The sequence below is a fragment of the Pseudomonas fluorescens genome (assembly GCF_005938625.1).
Classification (GTDB): Bacteria; Pseudomonadota; Gammaproteobacteria; order Pseudomonadales; family Pseudomonadaceae; genus Aquipseudomonas; species Aquipseudomonas fluorescens_BD.
In genome coordinates this window covers 49,173-71,997 of record NZ_VCNJ01000023.1, presented here as the reverse complement: position 1 = coordinate 71,997, position 22,825 = coordinate 49,173, and the positions used below count along the sequence as shown (strand labels likewise).

Here is a 22,825-nt window from a genome sequence, read left to right as displayed (position 1 = left end):
CAAGTGCGGGGCTTTTTTGTGGTTTCAGAGATCGTCCAACTGCGTGAAATCGGGGTGTGTGGCCCGATATCCCAAGGTTCGGTCAATCCACGCATTCAGCTCGTTGACCATCACCGGTGGGTGGCCGGGATACGCTTCGAGGGTGGTGCGCAAGATACGGTCTATATCGGGTACGGAACGCAGGTTTCGGGTCTTGATGTAGTGGCCGATAAAACAGTCGAGTTCAAAGCGTTCTGTCATCGACAGATAAATACACTCCAGGCCGCTGACCTGTTTGATTGCAAAATCGTCGCGCAACTTATTTCTCTGCAAGGCTTGTAGACGTTAGGGGGTTCCTGGTTTGTTGACTCTTTGGTCAACTGGTATACCAAATGGAAATGCGGCGCGCATGCTAGCCGTAGTGCATATAAATGTATGTATGACGGTTGAAATGTCAGACAGGCGGTTAGTTCATTCGAACGTGTGTTTTATTTGCAGCGTCTCAAAGATGAAACAGTTGTTGTAACGACCATGCGTCACCTGTAGGCGCTGCTGAAGGCTGCGATCTTTCGATTCTGAGAAAACAAGAAGTCAAAAGTTCGCAGCCTTCGGCAGCTCCTACATTGATAAACGCGTGAAGTCGGCAAATGTTTAAGTTTGCCGAATAATCAAACTGGCACCCTGATTGCGTACGTTACCGACGGCTTTGCCGACTTTATGCCATTCGAACATTTCGCTGCGTTCACCTTCGAACAGCAGCATTTGCTCGGCACGCTCAACGGGAGTCGCAGGATCCAGCCATTCATGCACCAGCTCTGCGCGAAACACTACTGGTCGGCGATCATGGATATCGAGCATGCCGCCGACGGCATCGGCGGTGATAATCACGAAACCGTCGTCATCCCGAGCTGGCGTTTCGGCTGTCGGAAATTGTCCGATGGCTGCGCAGAAAACCGCTTCGTGATCCGCGCGACGGATCAGCCAGGGTTGTCGTGTTTTGTCTGCGCTATCGACCCATTCAAACCAGTTGTCCACGGGCACAATCAAACGATGTCGCCAGATCCCTCGAAAGAAAGGGCCATGGGCGACTTTCTCGACCCGGGCATTGATCGGTGGCGGACGATCCTTGGCCCAATGCGGGCGCCAGCCCCAGCGCAGATTGTCGGCATGCAGGTGTTGTCCTTGTTGATGAAGGACGGCCAGCGCGGTGGTCGGCGCCGCGTTGTAGCGATCGAGTGGCGCGTCGCCGACGTGATTGATCAACGCGTCGGGAATGCTCAGCACCGCGACGAAGTCATGAATGCCACGGTACTGCGAGAGTCTTCCGCACATGGGCCGATCTCCGGTTGGAGAGTTCAGCTTAGTCGCTGGCGTCCTGGCCGGTGAACGTGTCACGCCAGTTCAGCCAGCGGCGTTCGAGCATGGCCAGCAAGCTATCGCTGAATTTACCGAGCAAGGCGAGCACGATGATCGCAGCCAGCACGATGTCCGGCCGCGAGGTTTCCCGGCCGTCACTGAGCAGATAGCCAAGCCCCTTGGTGGCCGCGATCAACTCCGCCGCGACGAGAAACATCCACGCCAGGCTCATGCCACTGCGCAATCCGGTGAACAGGCCGGGCAGGGCGGCTGGCAGCAAGATTCGTCGCACCAATTGCAAGCGACTGAAGCCATAGATGCGACCAACTTCGACCAGTTTGCGATCAATGTTGCGAATGGCTGCGACGACATTTACATACACCGGAAAGAACGCGCCGATGGCGATCAGAACGATTTTCGACGTCTCGTCGATGCCCAGCCACAACAGCAGCAGCGGCACCCAGGCCAGGCTCGGAATGGAGCGCAGCGCCGCAAAGGTCGGTTCCAGATAGGCCTCGGCTTCGCGGCTCAAGCCAACCCAGGCAGCAAACACCAGCGCCAGACTGGCGCCAATGGCAAAACCCAGCAGTACGCGAATCAGACTGGCGCCGATGTGTTTCCACAGCGCACCCTCAGCAAGGTCGGTGAGGGTCACGGCGATCTCGCTCGGTGCCGGCATCTGGTAGGACGGCAGCCAACCGAGGCGGACGATAGTTTCCAGTGCAACGATGATCAGCAGCGGCAGGGCCAGGCCTTTGCAGCGGCGCTGCCATGTCGGACTGAAACCTGCTGGGCGCTGTCGCGACACCACAAGTGACGCGGGCAGGTCTTTGCTGTGAGTGGTCATGGTTTGGCTCCGCTCACGACAAATCCGCGACGGGCGCGGATTTGTCGTGAGGCTGATCGGTTACTGGTGGGCGACGGCTTGCTGCACACCGCTGTCGAGCAATTGATCGATGACTTGGTCGACATTTACCCCACGGCGCACCAGTTCTTCGGAGACCAGAATCGGCGCCGCTGCCTTGGAGGCGCTGATGTCCTGCCGGGTCAGTTGCGGGCTGCTCAGGTCGGTGCGCGACAGTTGCAGCCTGGCCACGTCCAGCGGCAGGCCGGACTCCTTGGCGAGAAGGGCGGCGAACTCATCGGGATTTTTCAGCGCCCAGTCGCGGGCCTGTTCGTAGGCTTTGATGACGGTGTCGATGGTTTGCGGATGTTCTTTGGCGTATTGCTCGGTGACGCTGACCACGCCATAACTGTTGAACGCCGGGTTGCGATAGAGCAGGCGCGAACCGGCCTGAACCTGACTGGCGGCCATGTGCGGATCGAGTCCGGCCCAAGCGTCGACATCACCTTTTTCCAGCGCCGTGCGGCCGTCCGGATGTTGCAGGTGAACCAGTTCCACATCGTCTTTTTTCAGTCCGGCCTGTTGCAGGCTGCGCAGGGTGAACAGGTACGGGTCGGTGCCCTTGGTGGCGGCGATCTTTTTGCCCTTGAGGTCGGCGATGGTCTGGTAAGGAGAATCCTTGCGCACCACCAGCGCTGTCCATTCGGCGCGGCTGTAGACGTAGACCGATTTGATCGGGCTGCCGTTGGCGCGGCTTAGCACGGCGGCGAGGCTGGCGCTGGAAGCGAAATCCACGCCGCCGCTGTTGAGGTATTCCAGCGAGCGGTTGCTGCCCTGGCTCAGTACCCAGCTGACCTTGGTCTGTGGCAAGGCTTTTTCGAGGAAGCCGAAGTGCTTGAGCACCAGACTGACTGGCGAGTAATAGGCGTAGTCGAGATGCACTTCCGCCGGCGCGGTTTCAGCCGCGTGGGCGAGTGGTTGCAGGCTCAGTGCCACTGCGCTGGCAGCCAGCAAGGTTTTGAGTCGAGGAAAGAACGATATCATGGGACGCTCCGGCAAAGGCACAGGTTTCTTATGTCCAAAAAGATATTTTTATCGAATGCTTCCTGCATGAATGGAATATTGCAGGCTCTGTGCCATGTGCTTGAAAGCGCCGGTTTATAAGGGTTTTAAGGGCGGATCCGAGTATTCAGCTGTTGCGTAGACAACAGTGTGGTTCGCCACTGTTGCCCAGCAAACAGCAAGTATTAACCGTGATGAGCTTATGCACTTATCGAATTTCAAAATGGTGAATCAAGAGCGTTATGGTCTATGTAATTACCTTTGCAGGACTCGCCATGAAGCTTTCTCGTTTCCTCCGCCGTGCGTTAATCACTGCATTATTCACCTCGCCGCTTTCCTACGCAGCCGAGCCATTGGTCCTGCATGTCGGCGATCAGAACTACTACAACATCCGTGCATCGGTGGAGGCCTCCGGCGTGTTGAAAGACGCGCCTTATACCGTCGACTGGAAACACTTCCAGGCCGCAGCACCCTTGGCGGAAGCCTTGCAAACCGGATCGCTGGATCTGGGCTTTTTGGGCGATTCCGGTTTTCTGTTTCTGGCCGCCAAGCAGGCGCCGGTGAAACTGATTGGCGTATCGCGGCAGAATCCGGACACCATCGCATTGTTGGTGCCCAAGGATTCTCCGGTGAAAACCATCGCCGACTTGAAGGGCAAGAAGGTCGCTTATTGGCCCGGAGCCTGGAGTCAGCAGTTGACCTTGCGCGCCCTGGAGCAGGGCGGTCTGCCGGAAAACTACGTCGACTTCGTCAAGTTGATGCCGATCGATGCCGCTGCAGCGCTTCCGCAGGGCAGTATTGATGCCTTCCCGGTGTGGGAACCGTACATTTCCCAGCAGATCGTGTTCTCCGGCGCGCGGCCGATCCTGACTGCAAAAAACCTGATGCCGGGGCTCAGCGCAATCGCGGCATCGACACCGTCCATCGACAGCAAGCGTGCAGCGATTGCGGATTTTCTCGGTCGTTTGAAACAGGCTCGGGCCTGGGTCGACAGCCACACGGACGAATACGCCGATCTGTGGGCGAAGAAAGCCAATCTCGATCAGCAGGTGTCGCGCCACTGGTTGCGTCAAGCGCACATGACGGTCGGGCCGGTGGACACGCAAGCGGCGACGGATCTGCAAAGCACTGCCGATTTCCTGTTCAAAGTGAAAGCGCTGCCAGCTCCGTTGGCCACCGCTGGAATTATCGACACGTCTTTTCAACAGGCATTGGCTCACTGAGCGAGCGCCGGAACCAAACCCTGTGTACCTTATCCAACCTCGGCTCGAATATCCGAGCGCAGGGATGGATAGGGGCGAGGGAGTTTTGCCAATCGACCACATGACGGCAGCCGCCGTGCTCAAGGCAAAACATGACATCCGGATTCAAACTTATTTGTGCCGCGCTGATTGCTCTCGGGCTGGCCGGTTGCATCGCCGCCCCGATAGAAATGACTGCGCAAACCGAAACGCGCCTGAAGACCCAGGCGCCAGTGCGTTTTCTGCTGACGTTCGACGACGGCCCCAGCGCTTCGAGTTTCTGGAATCCGTCGGCCACGGTGCTCGACGGTCTCAAGGACAATCCGTTGATGCCGAATATCAAAGCGGTGTTCTTCGTGCAGACGCGTGCACCGCGAGCGGGCAACAGTGAGATCGGTCGCGGCATCATGCGACGTGAGTATGAGGAGGGGCACATCCTCGCGTTTCACACAGCGACCCATTGGCACACCAATCATCGCTTGCTCGACCCGCAAGAACTCGAAGAGTCGTTGACCAACGGCACGGCTGATATCGCTGCCATCACCGGGGCGCCGCCGACGCTGCTGCGCCCGCCATTCTGGAATTACGACAAGCGCACCTTCGCCGCCTATCAGCAGCATGGCTTGCATGTGCTGCTAACCGATTTAAGCGCCAATGACGGCAAGATCTGGGGCTTCAATGCCAGCCCGCGACGTCGGGCCAACATGCTGCGACAGTTATCTGAAGTCCGTGAACGTATCGCCCGTGGCGAATTGCCCGCCGTGGACGGGGTCATCCCGGTCGTGGTGACGTTTCATGATCTCAACCGCTATACCGCGCGGCACACCCGCGAATACCTGCAGATTCTGCTGGATAGCGCCGCTGCCACGGGCGTGAAGCTGGCGGACAAGCCTTTCTATGATGATCACGCTGAACTTGAGAAAGCCGCGCTGGCGCGTACCGTGGAGAACAGTTCGGAGTCGGTGAATTTGCCGGGGATGTGGAACTGGATCTGGGATCACGACGCGCATTGACGGCGTGCTTGAAAGTTGTGATCCGGTTGGCATTTTTGTGTCGAGCGAGACACAAATTGCTCATCTATGCTCTACGAGTCGACCGACCCACCGCCTGCGAGGCGTTCAGCCATGCTTGCCATTATCGATATTTGCCGGATTGTCGAATCCGGCTTTCCTGCGTTCAAGTGCGATTGCATTCCGAGCACGCAAGGGCTATTGCAAATCAAGGTGTATGAGCCGGACAGCGGGCGAGTCGAGTTGCTGTTGAATGGTGTCTCCCCGGAACACCTCGTCACGATTCGTGACATTTCCAACTTCATTGGTGAATTACGCACCGAAATGAGCGCCGGCCGCCGAGCGTTCGCCGGCTAACGCCTTATAAACGTCGTTGAAATGCTTGAACGATGCGTAACGTCGCTTCGCTGGTGTTCAGATTGCGCACTGCGTCCAGCGGATGCCAGATGCAATCGATGATCTCGTTCTGCGGCCGCACTTGTTCAAGATCCTGCACTGACGCTTCATAGACATGGTGCCGCGTGCTGCCGCTCTGCAGTTCCATCAAATACAACACGTCGTCGGCGTTCAGGCCGGTTTCTTCCTGCAATTCGCGTACGGCGGCCTGCGCGTGGGTTTCTCCGGGCTCGACCTTGCCACCGGGCAATGTCCAGCGACAGCGCGGTTTGCGCACCAGGAGAATATGGCGATCCTGCTCGCATATTACGGTTGCACGTACTTTCATCTGTTACCTGTTTACTGCCTGTCACAAAAAAGAAATAAAACTGCAATATTTGAGCCGAAGCCTGCGGCAAGGGGTCATTGGAATTTTGAGCGATGATTACAGCGAAAAGTGCCAGATCCCTGACCGTTGCAGCTCGCGACGCCCGGTCGGCATTTCGGGCGGATCAAGGTGTAAGGTAAAAGCGTGAAGCTGGATCTGACCGTTAGCAAAAATGGAGGTGTCCATGAGCATGCCGATGTTGAACAAGATGCACATGAACGGCTATGACGTGCTTAGCGTGAACAATGGCCCATGGCGGGTTTGCACCCAAGGCGATCGACTGGCGTCGTTTGGCAGCCGGGAGGAAGCGCTGGCCTACGCCGCCGCACTGCCTGGCTACAAAAAACGCTCGACGCGCGCGCAAAGTCACAAAACCCACTGACAAGCGGCTATATCGAAAGAGCCCCGGCATGTGTCGGGGCTTTTGTTTTGGGGGAGGGTGGTCTTAGTGGACCTTGGTTCGGCTGATGGCGCGGGCTTTCACTTCCCTGGCATACAGTTGCAGCCGCTCTTCGTCGCTTTGCAGCACCTCGCAGGATCTCAGCACGGTTTGCGCGTCCGCCTCGTTGCCGGATTTGCGCAGTTGTTCCGCGATACGCTTCAGGTCGACCGCCGACCATCTCAAGTCCGATGCAACGCTTTGCAGGTCGCGTTGAAGTTCGTGTTCGTATTCATTGAGCCGCATGATCACCTCCAGAACATTCTCGGTAGAAAAGAGTAGTCGCATTTTTCGTCGGCGGGCAAAGCCTGTTCGTCAGTAAGCCGGGCGGTTGTGAAAAGTTGTGCAGATTGCGCCGAGGGCGCGGTGCCACGATGGATGTGCACCCGGTTACGCGCTACATTTATTTTTTCAGATCAGGAAAACATTATGCGGATATGGATCGGGAGTCTGGCGCTGGCCCTGTTGACGGGTTGCTCGTTGCCGACGTCGTTGGTGCCGGGTGAGCCGAATGTCAGCAAGACCAGCGTCAAAACGCCCAAGGACTATGCCGCGTGTGTATTACCGTTGTGGCAGCGGGATGTTGCGAAAACCTCGCAGACCTCGATTTCCAACGGCTATCGCATCACCGCGCCGAGCATCATCACTGCCGATGAGATTCTCGATATCGTCAAGTACAAGGATGGCAGTCGGGTTTCGTTGTATCAGGGGCCGCCGTGGGCGAAGTCCGGGTCGTTGCGCCAATCGGTGCGTGACTGCCTGTAACGATATTTCTGGATGCACAAAAGCAGAAACCGGCTCGACGGTTTCTGCTTTTTTTGACTGCTTTCAGGCTGAAACGTCAGTCGGAAATGTCGATTAGCGGGATGCTGCCGACGTTGCCTTTTTTCTCCCGTCGATCTTGAATCCAGTCTTCGACTTGCTGGCCGAACTCCTTCGGCGCCTTGCGTCCGACCTTTCTGGCGATATCGAGAATCGTCTGCTGGGCCAGCGCCTCTTCCATGCGCTGCTGCGCGGTCATCATGGCTGCGTGAATCGAGCACGTACCGTCGATGGCCCACTCCGGCACATTGCCTTCAAACAGGGCGCAACGCCCACGAATGTCGCGGCATTCGAAAATATTCTTGCGCCCGTCGATGGCTTTGACGATGTCGAGCAGGGTGATTTCATCGGCCGGCCGCGCCAGGCTGAATCCGCCGCGCACGCCTTCAGAGGCCACCACCAGTTTGCCCTTGGCCAGTTTGGTGAAGATTTTCGCCAGGTATTCCACCGGTACGCCTTGCAGTTCGGCGAGGTCCCGTACGCTGGCTTCGCGCGTATCGCCGCTGTTGGTAACCAGAAACGCCAGGCAATGGATGCCGTATTCGACGCCTGCGCTGTAAAGAGACATAGGTAAGTCCGACTTGATTTGTCGTAAATGCTAACAGTCTGAAGAGAAGTCGGCAATCGATCTCAGAGGGCTGATAGACCACAAAACAGGCTGATTGACTCGTTTTGTACAGATTTTCTTAAATCGATTCAGCGTAATAACTATCGATAAGTCCGATTGAATCTATCGGATAATCTGACTTGTTGGTTTTATATCCGACCAATAAAGTCGGCGGTATTGGGCTGGCGAGGGTTGGCTCACGACGAATTCGATTTCAACTCTTTTACTCGTTTGGCGTTTTCTGGAGAGACACAATGAAGCAGCAGATTCTGATTATCGGCGCAGGTTTTGGCGGCATGTGGTCGGCATTAAGTGCTACGCGTCTGGTTGACCTGCAGGGTCGCGACGACGTCGAAATCAGCGTTCTCGCGCCGCAAGCCGAGTTGCGCGTACGTCCACGCTTCTATGAGCCGAATGCTCATCAACTGGCCGCTCCGTTGCATGAACTGTTCGAATCAGTCGGCGTTCACTTCATCAAAGGGGCAGCGGAAACCATCGACGTGGCGAAAAAAACCGTCGGCTACACTGATGCGTCCGGCGCCAAGCAAGTGTTCCATTACGACAAACTCGTTTTGGCCAGCGGTAGTGGTCTGGCGCAATCCGCCACGCCGGGTGTCGCGCAATACGCATTCGACGTCGATCAGATCGAAGCAGCGATTCGTCTGGAGGCACATCTGAAATCCTTGAAAGACCTTCCCGAAACCAGGGCGCGCAATACCGTTGTGGTGGCGGGCGGTGGTTTCACCGGGATTGAAACGGCAACCGAAATGCCCGGCCGTCTGCGTGAGATTCTTGGCGAGCATGCCGACATCAACGTGATCATCGTTGATCGCGGGCAGAAGATCGGCGCGTCGATGGGTGAAGAAATCAGCCAATCCATCCTCGAAGCCAGCGAAGAGTTGGGCGTCGAATGGCGTCTGGGCGTGTCGGTGCAGTCAGTCGATGCCAATGGCGTAACGCTTTCGGACGGTCAGCACATTGAGGCGAAAACCGTGGTCTGGACCACCGGTGTACGCGCCAGTTCGCTGACCGAGCAGATCCCCGCCGAGCGCGACAAGCAAGGGCGCCTGCACGTCGATGCCCACCTGAAAGTCATCGGTCAGGACGACATCTTCGCCACCGGCGATGTCGCCTACGCCGCCACCGACGACATCGGTAACTACGCGTTGATGACCTGCCAGCACGCGATTTCGCTGGGTCGACACGCCGGCAACAACGTCGCTGCGCAGATTCTCGGTGTCGACCCGACGCCGTACAGCCAGCCAAAATACGTGACGTGCCTGGATCTCGGTGCCTGGGGCGCGGTGTACACCGAAGGCTGGGATCGTCAGGTGAAACTGGTCAAGCAGGAAGGCAAAACCCTGAAGACCCAGATCAACACTCAGTGGATCTATCCGCCTGCGGCTGATCGCGTGAGTGCGTTGGCCGCTGCGGATCCGACGATTCCTGTGGTTGCATAACTTGCCTGACCAATGATCCCGCTCGCTGAGCGGGATTTTTTTGTCAGCAAAAAGAACTGTTCCCGTGAAATGAGCGGTGACAGTTGCGCATGAGGGTTTGCAGTTGTGTGCACTAGGCTTTCGGGAGCTGGTTGATAGTCAGACCGGCATGACCTTCAAGGAGCCACGGATCATGGATGATCTGGTCAAAGAAGTTATTCCGCTGTTGCAGTACTTGATTCCCGGATTTTTGTCAGCGTGGATTTTTTATTCGCTGACGGCGTTCAAGCGACCCGATACGTTCGGACAGATTGTGCAGGCGCTGATTTTTACGTTTGTGATTCAGGGAGCAGTTTGGGGAATTGGCTCTCTGTGTTTGTGGGTGGGTTCGAAAGGTTTTTCTGTAGGACCCTGGAATGCGAAGGCCGAAACGATATGGGCATTCGTTGTGTCGGTGACGCTCGGGTTGCTTTCCTGTTACCTGGCTACGAATGACAAGTTGCACGCTTGGTTACGTAGTCGAAATGTCACGAAACAAACTTCCTATCCCAGCGACTGGTTCAGCATTTTTGCCCAGCACCATCGTCTGGTCACACTGCATTTGAACGACGAAAGGCGCGTGTTTGGCTGGCCCGTGGAGTGGCCACCGGAGTCCAGCAGTGGCCAGTTCGTGATGCAGAATCCCTGTTGGCTGGATGCGGAAGGGGCAGAAGTGCCTTTTGGCGCTGAGTTTTTGCTGATAGATTCCGGGAAGGTCAAGTGGGTCGAATTCGGCCCGAAATCGGAGGTTTCGTTATGACAGCCAGAGCACCGCAACCAATGCCAGAATGGGTGGCGCGTCGTTACACGAAAGATGGCAAGCCAGTGGCAAATGCTCAGCCCAGAGCACCGAGCGCTCCACCACCGCTGAAGAGCTAGTATTTCCTTAGCCCCAACCCTCAGCCACCGCCCGGCGAATCGCTTCCAGCAACATCGCGAACGCCGGGTTGTCATTGTTTTCCCGCCAGATCAGATGCAGCTCGCTCTGCACCCCTTCGCCCAGATCGATCTCGCGAAATACCACATTTTTGAACACCACACTGGTAGCGCAACGCGGCACCAGTGCCAAGCCCATGCCGGCGTTGACCAGAGCCAGAATCGTCAACGATGACCCCAGCCACTGCACATAATCCGGCGCGACCCTAGCCGAGCGCAGCATGCCGGTCAGCAGTTCATTGAACGGCGGATACGCGGCGTGGGAATACATCAGAAACGGTTGTTTATCCAGATCACTGACCGCCACTTCAGCCGCCGTCGCCAATGGATGTCCGCTCGGCACCGCCAGTACAAACGGCTCGCGCACAAGACATTCGGTGGCATACCCCGGCTCCAGTAACGGCGCACGGGCGATGCCCAGATCGATGCGCCGCGCGCGCAGGGCTTCGTGTTGCTGGTATGTGTTCATTTCCGACAGATCGATTTTCACCTGCGGCTGCTTCAGTCGCGCCTCGGCGATCACCTTGGGCAGAAACTCATACACCGCGCTGCCGACAAAACTGATGTTCACCGACCCGATATCGCCTTCGGCAAACCGCCGGGCGGTGACGGCCGCTTGCTGTGCACGTTCCAGCAGGTTCTGTGCTTCGATGAAAAAGGCCCGGCCGGCGGCTGTTAACGCGACGCTGCGAGTGCTGCGGGTGAACAGCTCGACGCCGAGGTGATGTTCGAGCAATTGAATCTGCCGACTCAGCGGCGGCTGGGTCATGTTCAGTCGCTCAGCAGCGCGGCGAAAGTTGAGTTCGGTGGCGACGGTGGTGAAGCAGCGCAGTTGGGTCAGTTCGAACATTGATCTAATCCGGGTATCAATCGAATGCCAAGTTAGATTAGACGGGATCAATGACCCCGTCCATGATCGGCTCAACGCTTCACGCCATTCCTAAAAAAACAAGATCGGGAGTCGCCCTTGAAAACCCTCCAGAGTCCACTGGATGTCACGGTTCTCGCCCGTGCCGCCGCCAAGGTCAAGCGCCACGTGCTGCCGCTGTTCGTGGTGATGTTCATCGTCAACTACATCGATCGGGTCAACATCGGTTTTGTGCGCAGTCACATGGAAACCGATCTGGGTATCGGCGCTGCGGCTTATGGCCTGGGCGCCGGGTTGTTCTTTGTGGGCTACGCGCTGTTCGAAGTGCCTTCCAACATGCTCCTGCAGCGTTACGGCGCGAGGGTCTGGCTGACGCGGATCATGTTCACTTGGGGCGCAGCGGCCATGGCCATGGCCTTCGTCAGAGGGGAAACCAGTTTCTACGTGTTGCGCTTTATTCTCGGTGCCGCGGAGGCGGGGTTCTTTCCAGGGATCATTTATTACTTCACCCAATGGCTACCGGCCTCCGAGCGCGGCAAGACCATGGCGGTGTTTCTCAGCGGCTCGGCGATTGCCTCGGTGATCTCCGGCCCGGTCTCCGGCGCGCTGCTGCACATCAGCGGCTTGGGCCTGCATGGCTGGCAATGGATGTTCTTGATCGAGGGCGCAGCCTCGGTGGTGCTTTGCGCGTTTGTCTGGTTCTGGCTGCAATCGCATCCGCGTCAGGCCAAGTGGCTGAGCGAAGAAGAGCGCGAAGCGTTGGTGGCGGCGATTGCCGAAGAGCAGCGCGCTCGTGAGGCGTCGCAGGTGGCCAAACCGTCGATGTTCAAACTGTTGGCGGACCGGCAGATTGCGTTGTTCTGCTTCATCTATTTCTCCATTGCCCTGACCATTTACGGCGCGACGTTCTGGCTGCCGAGCATGATCAAAAAGATGGGCAATCTCGGTGACTTCCAGGTTGGCCTGCTCAATTCGATTCCGTGGATCATCTCGATTGTCGCCATGTACGGCTTCGCGGCAATGGCCGGCAAGTGGAAATTTCAGCAAGCCTGGGTGGCGCTGACGCTGGTGATCGCGGCGATCGGCATGTTCATGTCGACCACTGGCGGTCCGATCTTCGCCTTCGTTGCCATCTGTTTCGCCGCCATCGGCTTCAAGGCTGCGTCGGCGTTGTTCTGGCCGATTCCGCAGAGCTATCTGGATGCGCGTATCGCCGCTGCGGTGATCGCCCTGATCAACTCCATCGGCAACCTCGGCGGCTTCGTCGCGCCGACCGCGTTTGGCTTCCTTGAAGAAACCACCGGCTCCATCGAGGGTGGTCTTTATGGCCTGGCGGCGACATCGCTGGTCGCTGCGGTGGTGATCTTCTTTGCCCGCACGGCGCCTGGCGCGAAAGGCAAAAACCTCGCAAAGCCGCATGAGGTCACCGCCGTTGTCGCGACGGTCAGCCCAGCCGCGAGCCATTGAATTGATTGTTGATCTGTCAGGAGCGTTATCTTGAAAATCACCCGCGTAACTGTTACTCCGATCGCCTTCCGCGATCCGCCGCTGCTCAACGCCAGCGGCATCCACGAACCCTTCGCCCTGCGCTCGATCATCGAGATCGAAAGCGACAACGGCTACATCGGCCTCGGCGAAAGCTATGGCGATGCCCCGGCGCTGGCAATCCAGCAGCAGTTGCAGTCACAGCTGATCGGCCTCGATCCGTTCAACCTCAACCAGTTGCGCGCCATCGTGCAGGCCACCGTTGCCGCGAACAAACCGGCCAGTCTTGCCGGCGCCGAACTGGCACCCGGTTCCCACGCCAGTAAAGCGGTGAGCAATGCTTATTCGGCGTTCGAAGTGGCCTTCCTCGATTTGCAGGCGCATTACCTGAATGTGCCGCTGGTGGATCTGCTCGGCGGTGCGATTCGTGATGAAGTGCCGTTCAGCGCCTACCTGTTCTTCAAGTATGCGCAGCATGTCGATTCGCCGTACAAACCGGACAATTGGGGCGAAGCACTCAGCGAGCAGCAAATCGTTGCGCAAGCCGCGCGGATGATCGAGGCGTACGGTTTCAAAAGCATCAAACTCAAGGCTGGCACATTGCCGCCGGAGCATGAAGTGGCGTGCATCAAGGCGCTGAAAAAAGCCTTCCCCGGTTACCCGTTACGCATTGATCCGAATGGTAACTGGTCACTGGAAACTTCAATTCGCATGGCCGAATTGCTCGGCGATGATCTGCAATATTACGAAGACCCGACCCCGGGCCTCGACGGTATGGCCGAGCTGCACAAGCGCACCGGTCTGCCGCTGGCGACCAATATGGTGGTGACCGATTTCGACGAGTTCCGCCGCAGCGTGGCGCAGAACAGTGTGCAGATTGTCCTTGCCGATCATCATTACTGGGGTGGCCTGCGTGACACGCAGACGCTGGCGAAGATGTGCGATGTGTTCGGCGTTGGCGTGTCGATGCATTCCAACTCACACCTGGGCATCAGCCTGATGGCGATGGCCCATGTCGCGGCGGCGGTACCGAATCTGGATTACGCCTGCGACACCCATTACCCGTGGCAGGAGCCGGATGAAGAGGTGATCAAGGGCGGCAAGCTGCCGATTGTCGATGGCTGCGTGAAGATCACCCGCGCACCGGGGCTTGGGCTGGAGCTGGACCAGGATCAGTTGGGCAAGCTGCATGATCAGTATCTGACGTGCGGGATTCGCCAGCGTGATGATGTGCGGCAGATGCAGCGTTATAAGCCGGACTGGAAGACGCTCAAACCGAGGTTTTGATGTCGTTCTCGCTGGCCTCTTCGCGAGCAAGCTCGCTCCCACAGGGGGAATGCATTCCAACGTGTGGGAGCGAGCTTGCTCGCGAAGGGGGCGACTCAATTCCTCAGAGTGTATGCATCAACCAATCCCGAAACGCTTTCAGCGACGGCAAATTCTCATTGCGCGGCGGATACACCAGGTAATAGCTGCGTCGACTGGTAATCGGCTCGCCCAGTTGCAGCAGTTCACCATTCAACAACTCATCCTCGACCAGAATTCGCGGCACCAACCCCACACCGATATTCGCCCGCACCGCTTGAATCAAGTGCGAGGTCATTTCAAAGCTCGGCCCGATGCGCATGCTGCGGTGTGGCAAGCCGTGATGGCTGAACCATTCCGCCCACGCCTGCGCATTGCTGCTGACATTGAGCAGCAGTTGCCCGGCTATTTGCTGTTCGGCGTTATCGCGTTCTGCAGCGGACAGCTGCGCACTGGCGATTACCACCAGTTCCTCGGTGTGCAGGGGCAGGGCGGTCAGCCCCGGCCAGTCACCGCCACCGACACAGATCGCTGCATCGATTTCGCTGGTATCGAAGTCGATCGCTGCGATACGCGAATGCAAATGCACGGTCATGCCCGGGTGCGCGGTGTAGAAATCCTTGAGGCGCGGCAGTAGCCATTTCGAGCCGAAGGTCGGCAGCGTCGCCAGGCGCAAGCTGTGAATGCCCGAGCCGAACGCCATGGCCTGCAGCGTCGCACTGCGAATCTGCCCAAGCGCTTCGGCGAGTTCGCGCTGATACATGCGCCCGACATCGGTCAGTACCACTTGCCGGCCTTCGCGGCTGAACAAGCGCATGCCGAGCATCTTCTCGAGAATTTGCACCTGACGGCTGACCGCACTCTGCGTCAGCGACAGTTCATGGGCGGCGCGGGTGTAGCTTTCATGGCGCGCGGCGGCCTCAAAGGCCAGCAATAACGACATGGAAGGGGTGAGCGTGCGCGGATTCATTCGTAAAAATCATCAATAGCGGGTCGAATTTACGGTTGTCCCGACGTTCACCAGCAATGAACATGGGCACCATGAGATGGCGGAGCCTGACGCAATCATTCGTTGCGTACAACTGTTCACCGCCACGCGGCCCGATTTGACCGAGATAACCTGACCGATGATTGCCCAGCTGTCCCCCGCCAAAGCCCTGACCGGCGATTACCAGCAGTTCCTCAAAGCCCTGAAAGCCAGCGGTTTTCGCGGTGAAATCAGCGCCGATTACGCCAGCCGCGTGGTGCTGGCAACCGACAACTCGATCTATCAGCGCCTGCCGCAAGCGGCGGTGTTTCCGCTGGATGCCGATGACGTGGCGCGGGTGGCGCGGTTGATCGCCGAGCCGGCGTATCAGCAAGTGGTGATCACCCCGCGCGGTGGCGGCACCGGCACCAATGGCCAATCGCTGACTGACGGCATCGTCGTCGATCTGTCGCGGCACATGAACCGCATCCTTGAAATCAACGTAGAGGAACGCTGGGTGCGCGTGCAGGCCGGGGTGGTCAAGGATCAGCTCAACGCCGCACTGAAATCCGCCGGGCTGTTTTTCGCCCCGGAACTGTCGACCTCCAACCGCGCCACCGTCGGCGGCATGATCAACACGGATGCCAGTGGTCAGGGCAGTTGCACCTACGGCAAGACCCGCGACCATGTGCTCGAACTCGACATGGTCTTGCGCGGCGGCGAGCGCCTGCACGGTTTGCCCCTTGAGGAAACTGAGCTTGAAGCGTTGTGCGCCCGCGACGATCGCGTCGGCGAAGTCTATCGCTGCGCGCGGCAGATCATTGATGAGCAGGGTGATCTGATCAAACAGCGTTTCCCCGATCTCAACCGTTGCCTGACCGGTTATGACCTCGCACACCTGCGTGAGGCGGACAACCGCTTCAACCTCAACAGCGTGCTGTGCGGCGCGGAAGGCTCGCTGGGGTTTGTCGTCGAGGCGCGGCTGAACGTGTTGCCGATCCCCAAGCACACGATGTTGGTGAACATCCGCTACGCCGGGTTCATGGACGCCTTGCGTGATGCGCGGGCCTTGATGGCGCTCAAGCCGCTGTCGATCGAAACCGTCGACTCGAAAGTCTTGCTGCTGGCGATGCAGGACATCGTCTGGCACGGCGTCGCCGAGTATTTCCCGGAAAGCGCCGAGCGCCCGACCCTGGGGATCAATCTGGTGGAGTTCTGCGGCGACGATCCGGAGGATTTGCAGCGCCGGGTTGAAGCGTTCGTCGACCACTTGAGCAGCGACCGCACGGTCGAGCGTTTGGGCCACACGCTGGCGGTCGGTCATGCGGCGGTGAACAAGGTCTACGGCATGCGCAAACGTGCAGTGGGTCTGCTTGGCAACGTTGCCGGTGAAGCGCGGCCGCAGCCGTTTGTCGAAGACACCGCCGTGCCGCCGCAACACCTGGCCGAGTACATCGCCGAGTTGCGCGACCTGCTCGACAGCCACGGTTTGCAGTACGGCATGTTCGGTCACGTCGATGCAGGCGTGCTGCACGTGCGGCCGATTCTTGACATGAAAGACCCGCAGCAAGCGGCGCTGGTACGTCCGGTGTCCGACGGTGTCGCGGCGCTGACCCAACTTTACGGCGGCCTGCTGTGGGGCGAGCATGGCAAAGGCTTGCGCTCGGAATATGCCCCGGCATTCTTCGGCGAGTTGTATCCGGCCCTGCAAGCCTTGAAAGCCGCGTTCGACCCGTTCAACCAGTTCAACCCGGGCAAGATCGCCACCCCGGCCAACACTGGCACGGCGCTGCTGAAGATCGACGAAGTCACATTGCGTGGAGAACTGGATCGGCAGATCGACGAAAAAGTCTGGCAGAGCTACGGCGCGGCCATGCATTGCAACGGCAACGGCGCCTGCTACAACTTCGACCCTGATGACGCCATGTGCCCGTCGTGGAAAGCCACCCGTGAGCGCGCTCAGTCGCCCAAGGGCCGCGCGTCGTTGATTCGTGAGTGGTTGCGTTTGCAGGGCGAGGCGGGTGTCGACGTGTTGTCCGATGCCATTCGCAAGCCGGCGTTTTTCAGCAACTTGTGGCAGCGCTGGCGCAACAGCTGTGCGCAGTCCGAGGATTTCTCGCACGAAGTTTATGACGCCATGGCCGGTTGCCTGGCGTGCAAATCCTGTGCAGGGCAGTGCCCGGTGAAGGTCAATGTGCCGGAGTTTCGTTCGCGCTTTCTTGAGCTGTATCACAGCCGTTATCTGCGTCCGGCGCGGGATTATCTGATCGCCTCGCTGGAGTACAGCATCCCGCACATGGCGCGGATTCCGGCGCTGTACAACGGTTTGATGGGCGCTTCATTCGTTCGCAGCCTGCTGGAACGGGTCGGCGGCATGATCGACGTGCCGTTGCTCAGTCGTTTTGATTTCCATGCGGCGATGCGCCGTTGGCAGGTACAGCCGGCAACGGCTTCGACCTTGGCGGCGCTGACCCCAGCGCAACGCGAGCGCAGCGTGGTCATCGTGCAGGACGCCTTCACCCGCTACTTCGAAGCGCCATTGTTGGCGGATCTGGTCGAGTTGATTTCGCGTCTGGGTTATCAGGTCTATCTGGCACCGTTCAGCGCCAACGGCAAACCACTTCACGTGCAGGGCTTCCTCTCGGCGTTCAACCGCGCGGCGCTGCGCAATGCTCGGCAGTTGCGTGAATTGGCCGATGTGGGTGTGCCGTTGCTTGGCCTCGATCCGGCGATGACGCTGGTGTATCGCCAGGAGTACCTGAAAGTCCCCGGTATGCAGGAGTGCCCGGAAGTGGCGTTGGTGCAGGAGTGGTTGCTTAAGGTCATGCCGGAGCAGTTGCCTCAGGACAAAACTGCGTCGTTCCGCTTGCTTGCCCATTGCACCGAGAAAACCAACGCCCCGGCCGCCACTCGCCAGTGGGAACAGGTGTTCGAACGTGCAGGATTGAAGCTGGCCACGCAAGCCACCGGTTGCTGCGGCATGTCCGGCACGTATGGCCACGAGGCGCGCAATCGTGAAACTTCAGCGGTGATCTACGAGCAGTCGTGGGCCCGTCAGGTAGACGCGCCGGCGGAGGAGGGCGAAGCACTGGCGACCGGTTATTCCTGCCGCAGTCAGGTCAAGCGCCAGTCGGATCAGGCACTGCGTCATCCGTTGCAGGTGCTGCTTGAGGTTCAGCGTCGCTGAGCTCGCCGCCCGTGTCCTTGTCCCAGATCAGGCGCGGATCGAAACTCATTGCCGCGAGCATGGTGAACACCACGACCAGGCCGAAAAACAGAATGCCCGGTCGTGGCTCGATATCGCCCAGCGCCTGAAATTTCACCAGTGCCGCGACCAGCGCCACCACCAGCACGTCGAGCATCGACCAATAGCCGATCAGCTCGACGAAGCGGTAGAGCTTCGAGCGCTCCTTGCGCGCCCAGGCGCTGTCGCGTTGCACGGTCATCAGCAGTAGCGTCAGGGCGACGAACTTGACTCCTGGCACGGCGATACTGGCGATGAAAATGATCAGCGCAATGTCCCACGCGCCGTGCTCCCAGAACTCCAGCACGCCGCTCATGATCGTGCTGTCGGCACCGCTGCCGAGCATGGTGGTGTTCATCACCGGCAGCAGATTGGCTGGCACGTAAAACGCCAGCGCCGCAAGCATGTAGGCCCAGGTGCGCGCCAGCGAGTTGGTCTTGCGCCGGTGCAACGGCGCGTCGCAACGCGGGCATTCATGCGGCTCGTCGGTCATGTCGCAGGCCAGGCCACAGCTGTGGCACAGGCACAGATTGAGTTCGCTGGCAGTCGGGGGCCGTTTCATAGAATGTCCCAGAGGTCGCGGATATCGCGGCCGGCAATCCTGATCATCATCAAGCTGAGCACGGCCAGTGCGAACAGGCCGATGCCGGGTAACACGTCGAGCAATCCCGCCAGTTTGAACACCGCGACCATTGCCCCCAGCAGGCACACCTCAAGCATGCTCCACGGCCGCAGGGTTTCCAGCCAGCGCATGCACAGCTTGAAGCCCGGAGCACGTCGCGATGACAACGCGAAGCTCAGCACCCAGACCAGCAGCACCAGTTGAAACGCCGGGGCGATGATGATCGAAATTGCCGCCACCATTGCCATGAAGGTGATCGGCCCCTGACTCAGCGCCAGCACCGAATCCCACAGTGTCGCGCTGTTTTTCAGGCCTTTGAGGCTGATGCTCATCACCGGATAAAAATTGGCAAACAGCCACAGCATCGCAGCGGTGAAGGTCAGGGCCAGGCGCTGTTCGACGGTCAAACCGTTGAAACGCTGGAGGACGCCGCCGCAACGCACGCAGGTAGTTTTCTGATGTTTGGCCAGCACGACTTTTTCGTACACGCAGTCGCAGTGCTCGCAAATGATCAGGTGTTCGGTGTTGACCATGGACAACGCTCGACAGCAAGCCGCAAGGGCAGGGGACTTGATCACTATAGAAGCCTGAGGCTATTGGGCAACTTGTGCGTCCAGATCAACCGACGTTTTTTTGAGAATCACTATCGATTGAGCTTGGGTTTTTGCCGTTTATTGTTATAAGGTAACGCTAATTTTTAGGGGTGCTCCTTTTGGGCGCCCGCTGTTATCCCTTCGATTGCGAAACGCTCATGACGATTGTGCTCCCTCGTTCTGCCCCATTGACCACTGGCCGGCTGCTGTCCATAGACGCCCTCAGAGGCCTGGTGATTCTGTTCATGCTGTTGGACCACGTGCGCGAAACCTTCTTGCTGCACCGCCAGGTCAGCGACCCGATGGACATTGCCAGCACTGAACCGACGCTGTTTTTCAGTCGCACCCTGGCGCATCTGTGCGCGCCGGTGTTTGTGTTGCTGACCGGGTTGTCGGCGTGGTTGTTCGGTGAAAAGTACGCGAGCAAGGCCGATGTCAGTGCGTTTCTGTTCAAGCGCGGTCTGTTTCTGGTGGTGCTGGAATTCACGTTGGTGAACTTCGCATGGACGTTCCAGTTGCCACCGAGTGTGATTTATCTGCAAGTGATCTGGGCGATCGGCTTGAGCATGATCACCTTGTCGCTGCTGGTCTGGCTGCCGCGCTGGCTGTTGCTGACGTTGAGCCTGACGATCATCGCCGGACACAACCTGCTCGACACTGTGCATTTTCCGGTGGAGTCGGCGCTGCATGTGCCGTGGGCGATTTTGCATGATCGCGGCTGGATCGACGTCAGCGACACTCTGCGCCTGCGCACCTCCTATCCGTTGCTGCCGTGGATCGGTGTGATCGGTCTCGGTTATGCGCTGGGGCCGTGGTTTGCTCGCGGCGTTGAAGCGGGTTTGCGTCAGTGGCAACTGCTGATCGCGGGGAGTGCAGGACTGCTTGGCTTTGTCGGGCTGCGGCTGATCAACGGCTATGGCGAGAAACCGTGGGCCGTGGGCGACACGTCGGTGCAAACCCTGATGAGCTTTTTCAACATCACCAAGTACCCACCGTCGTTGCTGTTTATCGCGCTGACCGTGAGCGCTGGGTTGTTACTGCTATTGGCATTCGAACGCTTGCAGAATCGTCGCTGGATTCGCTGGCTGACCGTGTTCGGTTCGGCGCCGATGTTTTTCTATCTGCTGCATCTGTACGCGTTGAAGGTTTTGTACCTGATTGGCGTGGCGCTGTTTGGGTTGAATCAGGGCAGCTATTTCGGCTTCTCGTCAGTTGCGGCCATCTGGTTGGCGGCAGCGCTTCTGTCGATTGCGCTGTTCCCGGCCGTGCGCTGGTTCTCGACATTGAAGGCCCGCCGCCGCGACATTGCCTGGTTGAAGTACCTGTAAGCGCTAGTGCCGGTTGCGCACGAAGTCGATAAACGCTTTCAGCGCTGCCGGCACATGACGGCGGCTCGGGTAGTACAGGTGCAGACCCGGATAGTACGGGCACCAGTCAGCCAACACTTGCACCAGACGCCCGCTGGCGAGGTGTTCGCTGACCATGTCTTCGAACACATAGGCCAGGCCCAGCCCTTGCAGGGCGGGCCCGACCATCAGGCTGACATCGCCGAGGGTCAGCGGGCCGTTGACTTCGATTTCCTGGGCGATGGCGCCGCGTTCAAGTTCCCAGCGGTACATCGAGCCGCTGGGAAAACGGTGGCGGATGCACGGCAGTCCATGCAGGTCCTCGGGTTTTTGCGGTGCCGCATGGCGTTCGAAAAATGCCGGTGAACCGACCACCACCGAGCGCATTGTCGGGCCAATCGGCAGCGACACCATATCGGCCTCCAGGCGATCACCGAAGCGCACGCCTGCATCGAAGCCGTTGGCGACGATATCCAGCAGCGCATCGCTCTCGACCACTTCCAGTCGAATATCCGGATACACCTGCAAAAACTCACTGGCAATCGGCAGCAACACCAGTTCGCAGGCTTGCCGCCCGCAGGTGATGCGCAGATTGCCCGAAGGTTTGTCGCGGAAATGGTTGAGGTCTTCAAGTGCATCGTCGATGTCCCGAAAGGCCGGTTTCAATCGCGCGTACAGGCGCTCGCCAGCCTCGGTCAACGCCACGCTGCGGGTGGTGCGATTGAACAGGCGCACGCCGAGGCGGTTTTCCAGCGCCTTCACCGAATGGCTCAGGGCGGACGGCGTGAGGCCGAGTTCGATGGCGGCTTTACTGAAGTTCAGGTACTGCGCGGTGCACAGGAAAACGCTGAGATCCGCCGCCGACGGTGATTTCATCTGTGAATACCTTTCACAAAGTCATGCAAAATTGTTGGGATTATCGCATCAGTAACACGGCTTTAAAGTCGCATCAACTCATCAAGAAGACCCGGCACCACCGCCAGGGTCGCAGACAGGAGGAGTTGTTATGCGTACCTGGTTCATTACTGGTGCTTCCCGTGGTTTTGGCATTCTCATCGCCGAGCAGGCCCTGCGTGCCGGTGACGCGGTGATCGCTACCGCGCGCAACCCGCAAGACATCACTGACCGCCTCGGCGATCAGGCGAACCTGCTGGCGGTGCGCCTCGACGTCACCCGCGAAGATCAGGCAAATCAAGCCGTCGCCGCAGGGATCAAACGTTTTGGCCGCATCGATGTGCTGATCAACAACGCCGGTTTTGGTGTGCTCGGCGCCGTCGAAGAAACCAGCGCCGGCGAGACCGAGCGCCTGTTCGCGACCAACGTGTTCGGCCTGCTCAACGTTACCCGCGCGGTGTTGCCGCATATGCGGGCGCAACGCAGTGGGCGAGTGATCAACATCTCGTCGATCGGCGGCTATCAGGCTTACATGGGCTGGGGCGTTTACGGCTCGACCAAATTTGCCGTCGAAGGCATCACCGAAGCGTTGCATCAGGAACTGGCGCCGCTGGGCATTCAAGCCACGGTGGTCGAGCCGGGTTTCTTTCGCACCGATTTCCTTGATGAGCAGTCGCTGATCAAAACCGCGTTGGTGCTGCCGGACTACGCCGAAACCGTCGGCAAGATGCGTGCGTTGGCCGAGACGGCCAACCATGCGCAACCGGGTGATCCGCTGAAGTTTGCCGAGGCAATACTGGCGCTGGTCAATGCGCCGAACCCGCCGCAGCGCTTGGCGCTGGGCAGTGACACTGTGGCGCGGATCGAGGCGAAGAATCGGCTGGTGGCGCAAGAACTCGCCGAGTGGAATGAGCTGGCACTGTCCACCGACTTCGCCAACTGAACGCCAGAGCTGTGAGAGCGA

Annotated in this window: 24 protein-coding genes; 12 read left to right on the top strand and 12 right to left on the bottom strand. The window is 58.7% G+C overall.

Annotated elements, in window-relative coordinates:
- Positions 1-24 precede the first annotated feature (24 nt).
- The 4 genes from FGA82_RS14885 to FGA82_RS14870 form a co-directional block, all read right to left on the bottom strand.
- A complete protein-coding gene (locus FGA82_RS14885; RefSeq protein ID WP_141127646.1) occupies positions 25-297 on the bottom strand; it encodes a hypothetical protein in 273 nt (90 codons plus the stop codon).
- A gap of 333 nt (positions 298-630) precedes the next feature.
- Complete coding sequence (locus FGA82_RS14880) at positions 631-1,311, bottom strand: SOS response-associated peptidase (protein WP_141127645.1); 681 nt, start codon at positions 1,309-1,311, stop codon at positions 631-633.
- A 28-nt stretch (positions 1,312-1,339) separates the two neighbouring features.
- Positions 1,340-2,182 (bottom strand): ABC transporter permease, encoded by an 843-nt coding sequence (locus FGA82_RS14875; protein ID WP_141127644.1) that lies wholly within the window; start codon positions 2,180-2,182, stop codon positions 1,340-1,342.
- A 60-nt stretch (positions 2,183-2,242) separates the two neighbouring features.
- Positions 2,243-3,223: an aliphatic sulfonate ABC transporter substrate-binding protein gene (locus tag FGA82_RS14870; protein WP_141127643.1), complete on the bottom strand. Its 981-nt coding sequence runs from the start codon at positions 3,221-3,223 to the stop codon at positions 2,243-2,245.
- A 293-nt stretch (positions 3,224-3,516) separates the two neighbouring features.
- Between FGA82_RS14870 and FGA82_RS14865 the strand changes: the two genes are divergently transcribed.
- The 3 genes from FGA82_RS14865 (at position 3,517) to FGA82_RS14855 (ending at position 5,849) form a co-directional block, all read left to right on the top strand.
- Complete coding sequence (locus FGA82_RS14865) at positions 3,517-4,464, top strand: ABC transporter substrate-binding protein (RefSeq protein ID WP_141127642.1); 948 nt, start codon at positions 3,517-3,519, stop codon at positions 4,462-4,464.
- 131 nt (positions 4,465-4,595) lie between these two features.
- Entirely contained in the window at positions 4,596-5,495 is a 900-nt protein-coding gene (locus FGA82_RS14860; RefSeq protein ID WP_141127641.1) for a polysaccharide deacetylase family protein, read from the top strand.
- A 111-nt stretch (positions 5,496-5,606) separates the two neighbouring features.
- Positions 5,607-5,849 carry a DUF1652 domain-containing protein gene (locus tag FGA82_RS14855; RefSeq protein ID WP_141127640.1) on the top strand — a complete coding sequence of 81 codons (243 nt, stop codon included), beginning with the start codon at positions 5,607-5,609 and terminating at the stop codon, positions 5,847-5,849.
- Positions 5,850-5,853: 4 nt separating this feature from the next.
- Here the strand turns inward: FGA82_RS14855 and FGA82_RS14850 are convergent, their stop codons facing one another.
- Positions 5,854-6,216, bottom strand: a complete 363-nt coding sequence (locus FGA82_RS14850) for an NUDIX hydrolase (RefSeq protein WP_141127639.1) — start codon at positions 6,214-6,216, stop codon at positions 5,854-5,856.
- 223 nt (positions 6,217-6,439) lie between these two features.
- On the opposite strand from FGA82_RS14850, the gene FGA82_RS14845 reads away from it, so the two are divergent.
- On the top strand, positions 6,440-6,637 hold the full coding sequence (locus tag FGA82_RS14845; RefSeq protein ID WP_034152400.1) for a hypothetical protein: 198 nt from the start codon (positions 6,440-6,442) through the stop codon (positions 6,635-6,637).
- 63 nt (positions 6,638-6,700) lie between these two features.
- Here FGA82_RS14845 and FGA82_RS14840 read toward each other — a convergent pair whose 3' ends face one another.
- Positions 6,701-6,940, bottom strand: a complete 240-nt coding sequence (locus FGA82_RS14840) for a hypothetical protein (RefSeq protein ID WP_065259780.1) — start codon at positions 6,938-6,940, stop codon at positions 6,701-6,703.
- 183 nt (positions 6,941-7,123) lie between these two features.
- Here FGA82_RS14840 and FGA82_RS14835 point away from each other — a divergent pair, with 183 nt between their 5' ends.
- Complete coding sequence (locus FGA82_RS14835) at positions 7,124-7,459, top strand: hypothetical protein (protein WP_141127638.1); 336 nt, start codon at positions 7,124-7,126, stop codon at positions 7,457-7,459.
- A 76-nt stretch (positions 7,460-7,535) separates the two neighbouring features.
- Here the strand turns inward: FGA82_RS14835 and FGA82_RS14830 are convergent, their stop codons facing one another.
- The gene (locus FGA82_RS14830) at positions 7,536-8,084 is read right to left on the bottom strand and encodes an RrF2 family transcriptional regulator (RefSeq protein ID WP_141127637.1); all 549 of its coding nucleotides are present in this window, start codon (positions 8,082-8,084) and stop codon (positions 7,536-7,538) included.
- A gap of 293 nt (positions 8,085-8,377) precedes the next feature.
- Here FGA82_RS14830 and FGA82_RS14825 point away from each other — a divergent pair, with 293 nt between their 5' ends.
- Both FGA82_RS14825 and FGA82_RS14820 read left to right on the top strand, forming a co-directional pair.
- Positions 8,378-9,583: an NAD(P)/FAD-dependent oxidoreductase gene (locus FGA82_RS14825; protein ID WP_141127636.1), complete on the top strand. Its 1,206-nt coding sequence runs from the start codon at positions 8,378-8,380 to the stop codon at positions 9,581-9,583.
- A 172-nt stretch (positions 9,584-9,755) separates the two neighbouring features.
- Positions 9,756-10,361 carry a DUF6338 family protein gene (locus FGA82_RS14820; RefSeq protein ID WP_141127635.1) on the top strand — a complete coding sequence of 202 codons (606 nt, stop codon included), beginning with the start codon at positions 9,756-9,758 and terminating at the stop codon, positions 10,359-10,361.
- Between the two features lie 126 nt (positions 10,362-10,487).
- Here FGA82_RS14820 and FGA82_RS14815 read toward each other — a convergent pair whose 3' ends face one another.
- The gene (locus FGA82_RS14815; protein WP_141127634.1) at positions 10,488-11,387 is read right to left on the bottom strand and encodes a LysR substrate-binding domain-containing protein; all 900 of its coding nucleotides are present in this window, start codon (positions 11,385-11,387) and stop codon (positions 10,488-10,490) included.
- A gap of 117 nt (positions 11,388-11,504) precedes the next feature.
- Between FGA82_RS14815 and FGA82_RS14810 the strand changes: the two genes are divergently transcribed.
- Positions 11,505-12,872, top strand: coding sequence for an MFS transporter (locus tag FGA82_RS14810; RefSeq protein ID WP_141127633.1), 1,368 nt, complete (start codon positions 11,505-11,507; stop codon positions 12,870-12,872).
- A gap of 30 nt (positions 12,873-12,902) precedes the next feature.
- On the top strand, positions 12,903-14,177 hold the full coding sequence (locus tag FGA82_RS14805) for a glucarate dehydratase family protein (protein ID WP_141127632.1): 1,275 nt from the start codon (positions 12,903-12,905) through the stop codon (positions 14,175-14,177).
- Between the two features lie 103 nt (positions 14,178-14,280).
- On the opposite strand, the gene FGA82_RS14800 is transcribed toward FGA82_RS14805, so the two are convergent.
- Positions 14,281-15,165, bottom strand: coding sequence for a LysR substrate-binding domain-containing protein (locus FGA82_RS14800; protein ID WP_141127631.1), 885 nt, complete (start codon positions 15,163-15,165; stop codon positions 14,281-14,283).
- Positions 15,166-15,322: 157 nt separating this feature from the next.
- Here FGA82_RS14800 and ydiJ point away from each other — a divergent pair, with 157 nt between their 5' ends.
- The gene (gene ydiJ, locus FGA82_RS14795) at positions 15,323-18,349 is read left to right on the top strand and encodes a D-2-hydroxyglutarate dehydrogenase YdiJ (RefSeq protein ID WP_141127630.1); all 3,027 of its coding nucleotides are present in this window, start codon (positions 15,323-15,325) and stop codon (positions 18,347-18,349) included.
- Here the strand turns inward: ydiJ and FGA82_RS14790 are convergent.
- Positions 18,282-18,968: a paraquat-inducible protein A gene (locus FGA82_RS14790; protein ID WP_141127629.1), complete on the bottom strand. Its 687-nt coding sequence runs from the start codon at positions 18,966-18,968 to the stop codon at positions 18,282-18,284. The two genes, ydiJ and FGA82_RS14790, sit on opposite strands and share 68 nt — an antisense overlap.
- Entirely contained in the window at positions 18,965-19,561 is a 597-nt protein-coding gene (locus FGA82_RS14785) for a paraquat-inducible protein A (protein WP_141127628.1), read from the bottom strand. The genes FGA82_RS14790 and FGA82_RS14785 overlap by 4 nt, the downstream gene beginning before the upstream one ends.
- 218 nt (positions 19,562-19,779) lie before the next feature.
- Here FGA82_RS14785 and FGA82_RS14780 point away from each other — a divergent pair, with 218 nt between their 5' ends.
- Entirely contained in the window at positions 19,780-20,949 is a 1,170-nt protein-coding gene (locus FGA82_RS14780; protein ID WP_141127627.1) for a DUF1624 domain-containing protein, read from the top strand.
- A gap of 3 nt (positions 20,950-20,952) precedes the next feature.
- Here the strand turns inward: FGA82_RS14780 and FGA82_RS14775 are convergent, their stop codons facing one another.
- On the bottom strand, positions 20,953-21,843 hold the full coding sequence (locus FGA82_RS14775) for a LysR family transcriptional regulator (protein WP_141127626.1): 891 nt from the start codon (positions 21,841-21,843) through the stop codon (positions 20,953-20,955).
- 130 nt (positions 21,844-21,973) lie between these two features.
- Here FGA82_RS14775 and FGA82_RS14770 point away from each other — a divergent pair, with 130 nt between their 5' ends.
- Complete coding sequence (locus tag FGA82_RS14770) at positions 21,974-22,804, top strand: oxidoreductase (protein ID WP_141127625.1); 831 nt, start codon at positions 21,974-21,976, stop codon at positions 22,802-22,804.
- Positions 22,805-22,825 lie beyond the last annotated feature (21 nt).

Excerpts from the sequence above, each read along its gene's own strand:
- FGA82_RS14880 (WP_141127645.1), bottom strand. The coding sequence starts at position 1,311 with ATGTGCGGAAGACTCTCGCAGTACCGTGGCATTCATGACTTCGTCGCG.
- FGA82_RS14770 (WP_141127625.1), top strand. The coding sequence starts at position 21,974 with ATGCGTACCTGGTTCATTACTGGTGCTTCCCGTGGTTTTGGCATTCTC.
- FGA82_RS14840 (WP_065259780.1), bottom strand. The coding sequence starts at position 6,940 with ATGCGGCTCAATGAATACGAACACGAACTTCAACGCGACCTGCAAAGC.
- FGA82_RS14870 (WP_141127643.1), bottom strand. The coding sequence starts at position 3,223 with ATGATATCGTTCTTTCCTCGACTCAAAACCTTGCTGGCTGCCAGCGCA.
- FGA82_RS14835 (WP_141127638.1), top strand. The coding sequence starts at position 7,124 with ATGCGGATATGGATCGGGAGTCTGGCGCTGGCCCTGTTGACGGGTTGC.
- FGA82_RS14790 (WP_141127629.1), bottom strand. The coding sequence starts at position 18,968 with ATGAAACGGCCCCCGACTGCCAGCGAACTCAATCTGTGCCTGTGCCAC.
- FGA82_RS14815 (WP_141127634.1), bottom strand. The coding sequence starts at position 11,387 with ATGTTCGAACTGACCCAACTGCGCTGCTTCACCACCGTCGCCACCGAA.
- FGA82_RS14820 (WP_141127635.1), top strand. The coding sequence starts at position 9,756 with ATGGATGATCTGGTCAAAGAAGTTATTCCGCTGTTGCAGTACTTGATT.
- FGA82_RS14865 (WP_141127642.1), top strand. The coding sequence starts at position 3,517 with ATGAAGCTTTCTCGTTTCCTCCGCCGTGCGTTAATCACTGCATTATTC.
- FGA82_RS14780 (WP_141127627.1), top strand. The coding sequence starts at position 19,780 with ATGACGATTGTGCTCCCTCGTTCTGCCCCATTGACCACTGGCCGGCTG.
- FGA82_RS14855 (WP_141127640.1), top strand. The coding sequence starts at position 5,607 with ATGCTTGCCATTATCGATATTTGCCGGATTGTCGAATCCGGCTTTCCT.
- FGA82_RS14775 (WP_141127626.1), bottom strand. The coding sequence starts at position 21,843 with ATGAAATCACCGTCGGCGGCGGATCTCAGCGTTTTCCTGTGCACCGCG.
- ydiJ (WP_141127630.1), top strand. The coding sequence starts at position 15,323 with ATGATTGCCCAGCTGTCCCCCGCCAAAGCCCTGACCGGCGATTACCAG.
- FGA82_RS14800 (WP_141127631.1), bottom strand. The coding sequence starts at position 15,165 with ATGAATCCGCGCACGCTCACCCCTTCCATGTCGTTATTGCTGGCCTTT.
- FGA82_RS14845 (WP_034152400.1), top strand. The coding sequence starts at position 6,440 with ATGAGCATGCCGATGTTGAACAAGATGCACATGAACGGCTATGACGTG.
- FGA82_RS14830 (WP_141127637.1), bottom strand. The coding sequence starts at position 8,084 with ATGTCTCTTTACAGCGCAGGCGTCGAATACGGCATCCATTGCCTGGCG.
- FGA82_RS14825 (WP_141127636.1), top strand. The coding sequence starts at position 8,378 with ATGAAGCAGCAGATTCTGATTATCGGCGCAGGTTTTGGCGGCATGTGG.
- FGA82_RS14875 (WP_141127644.1), bottom strand. The coding sequence starts at position 2,182 with ATGACCACTCACAGCAAAGACCTGCCCGCGTCACTTGTGGTGTCGCGA.
- FGA82_RS14785 (WP_141127628.1), bottom strand. The coding sequence starts at position 19,561 with ATGGTCAACACCGAACACCTGATCATTTGCGAGCACTGCGACTGCGTG.
- FGA82_RS14850 (WP_141127639.1), bottom strand. The coding sequence starts at position 6,216 with ATGAAAGTACGTGCAACCGTAATATGCGAGCAGGATCGCCATATTCTC.
- FGA82_RS14860 (WP_141127641.1), top strand. The coding sequence starts at position 4,596 with ATGACATCCGGATTCAAACTTATTTGTGCCGCGCTGATTGCTCTCGGG.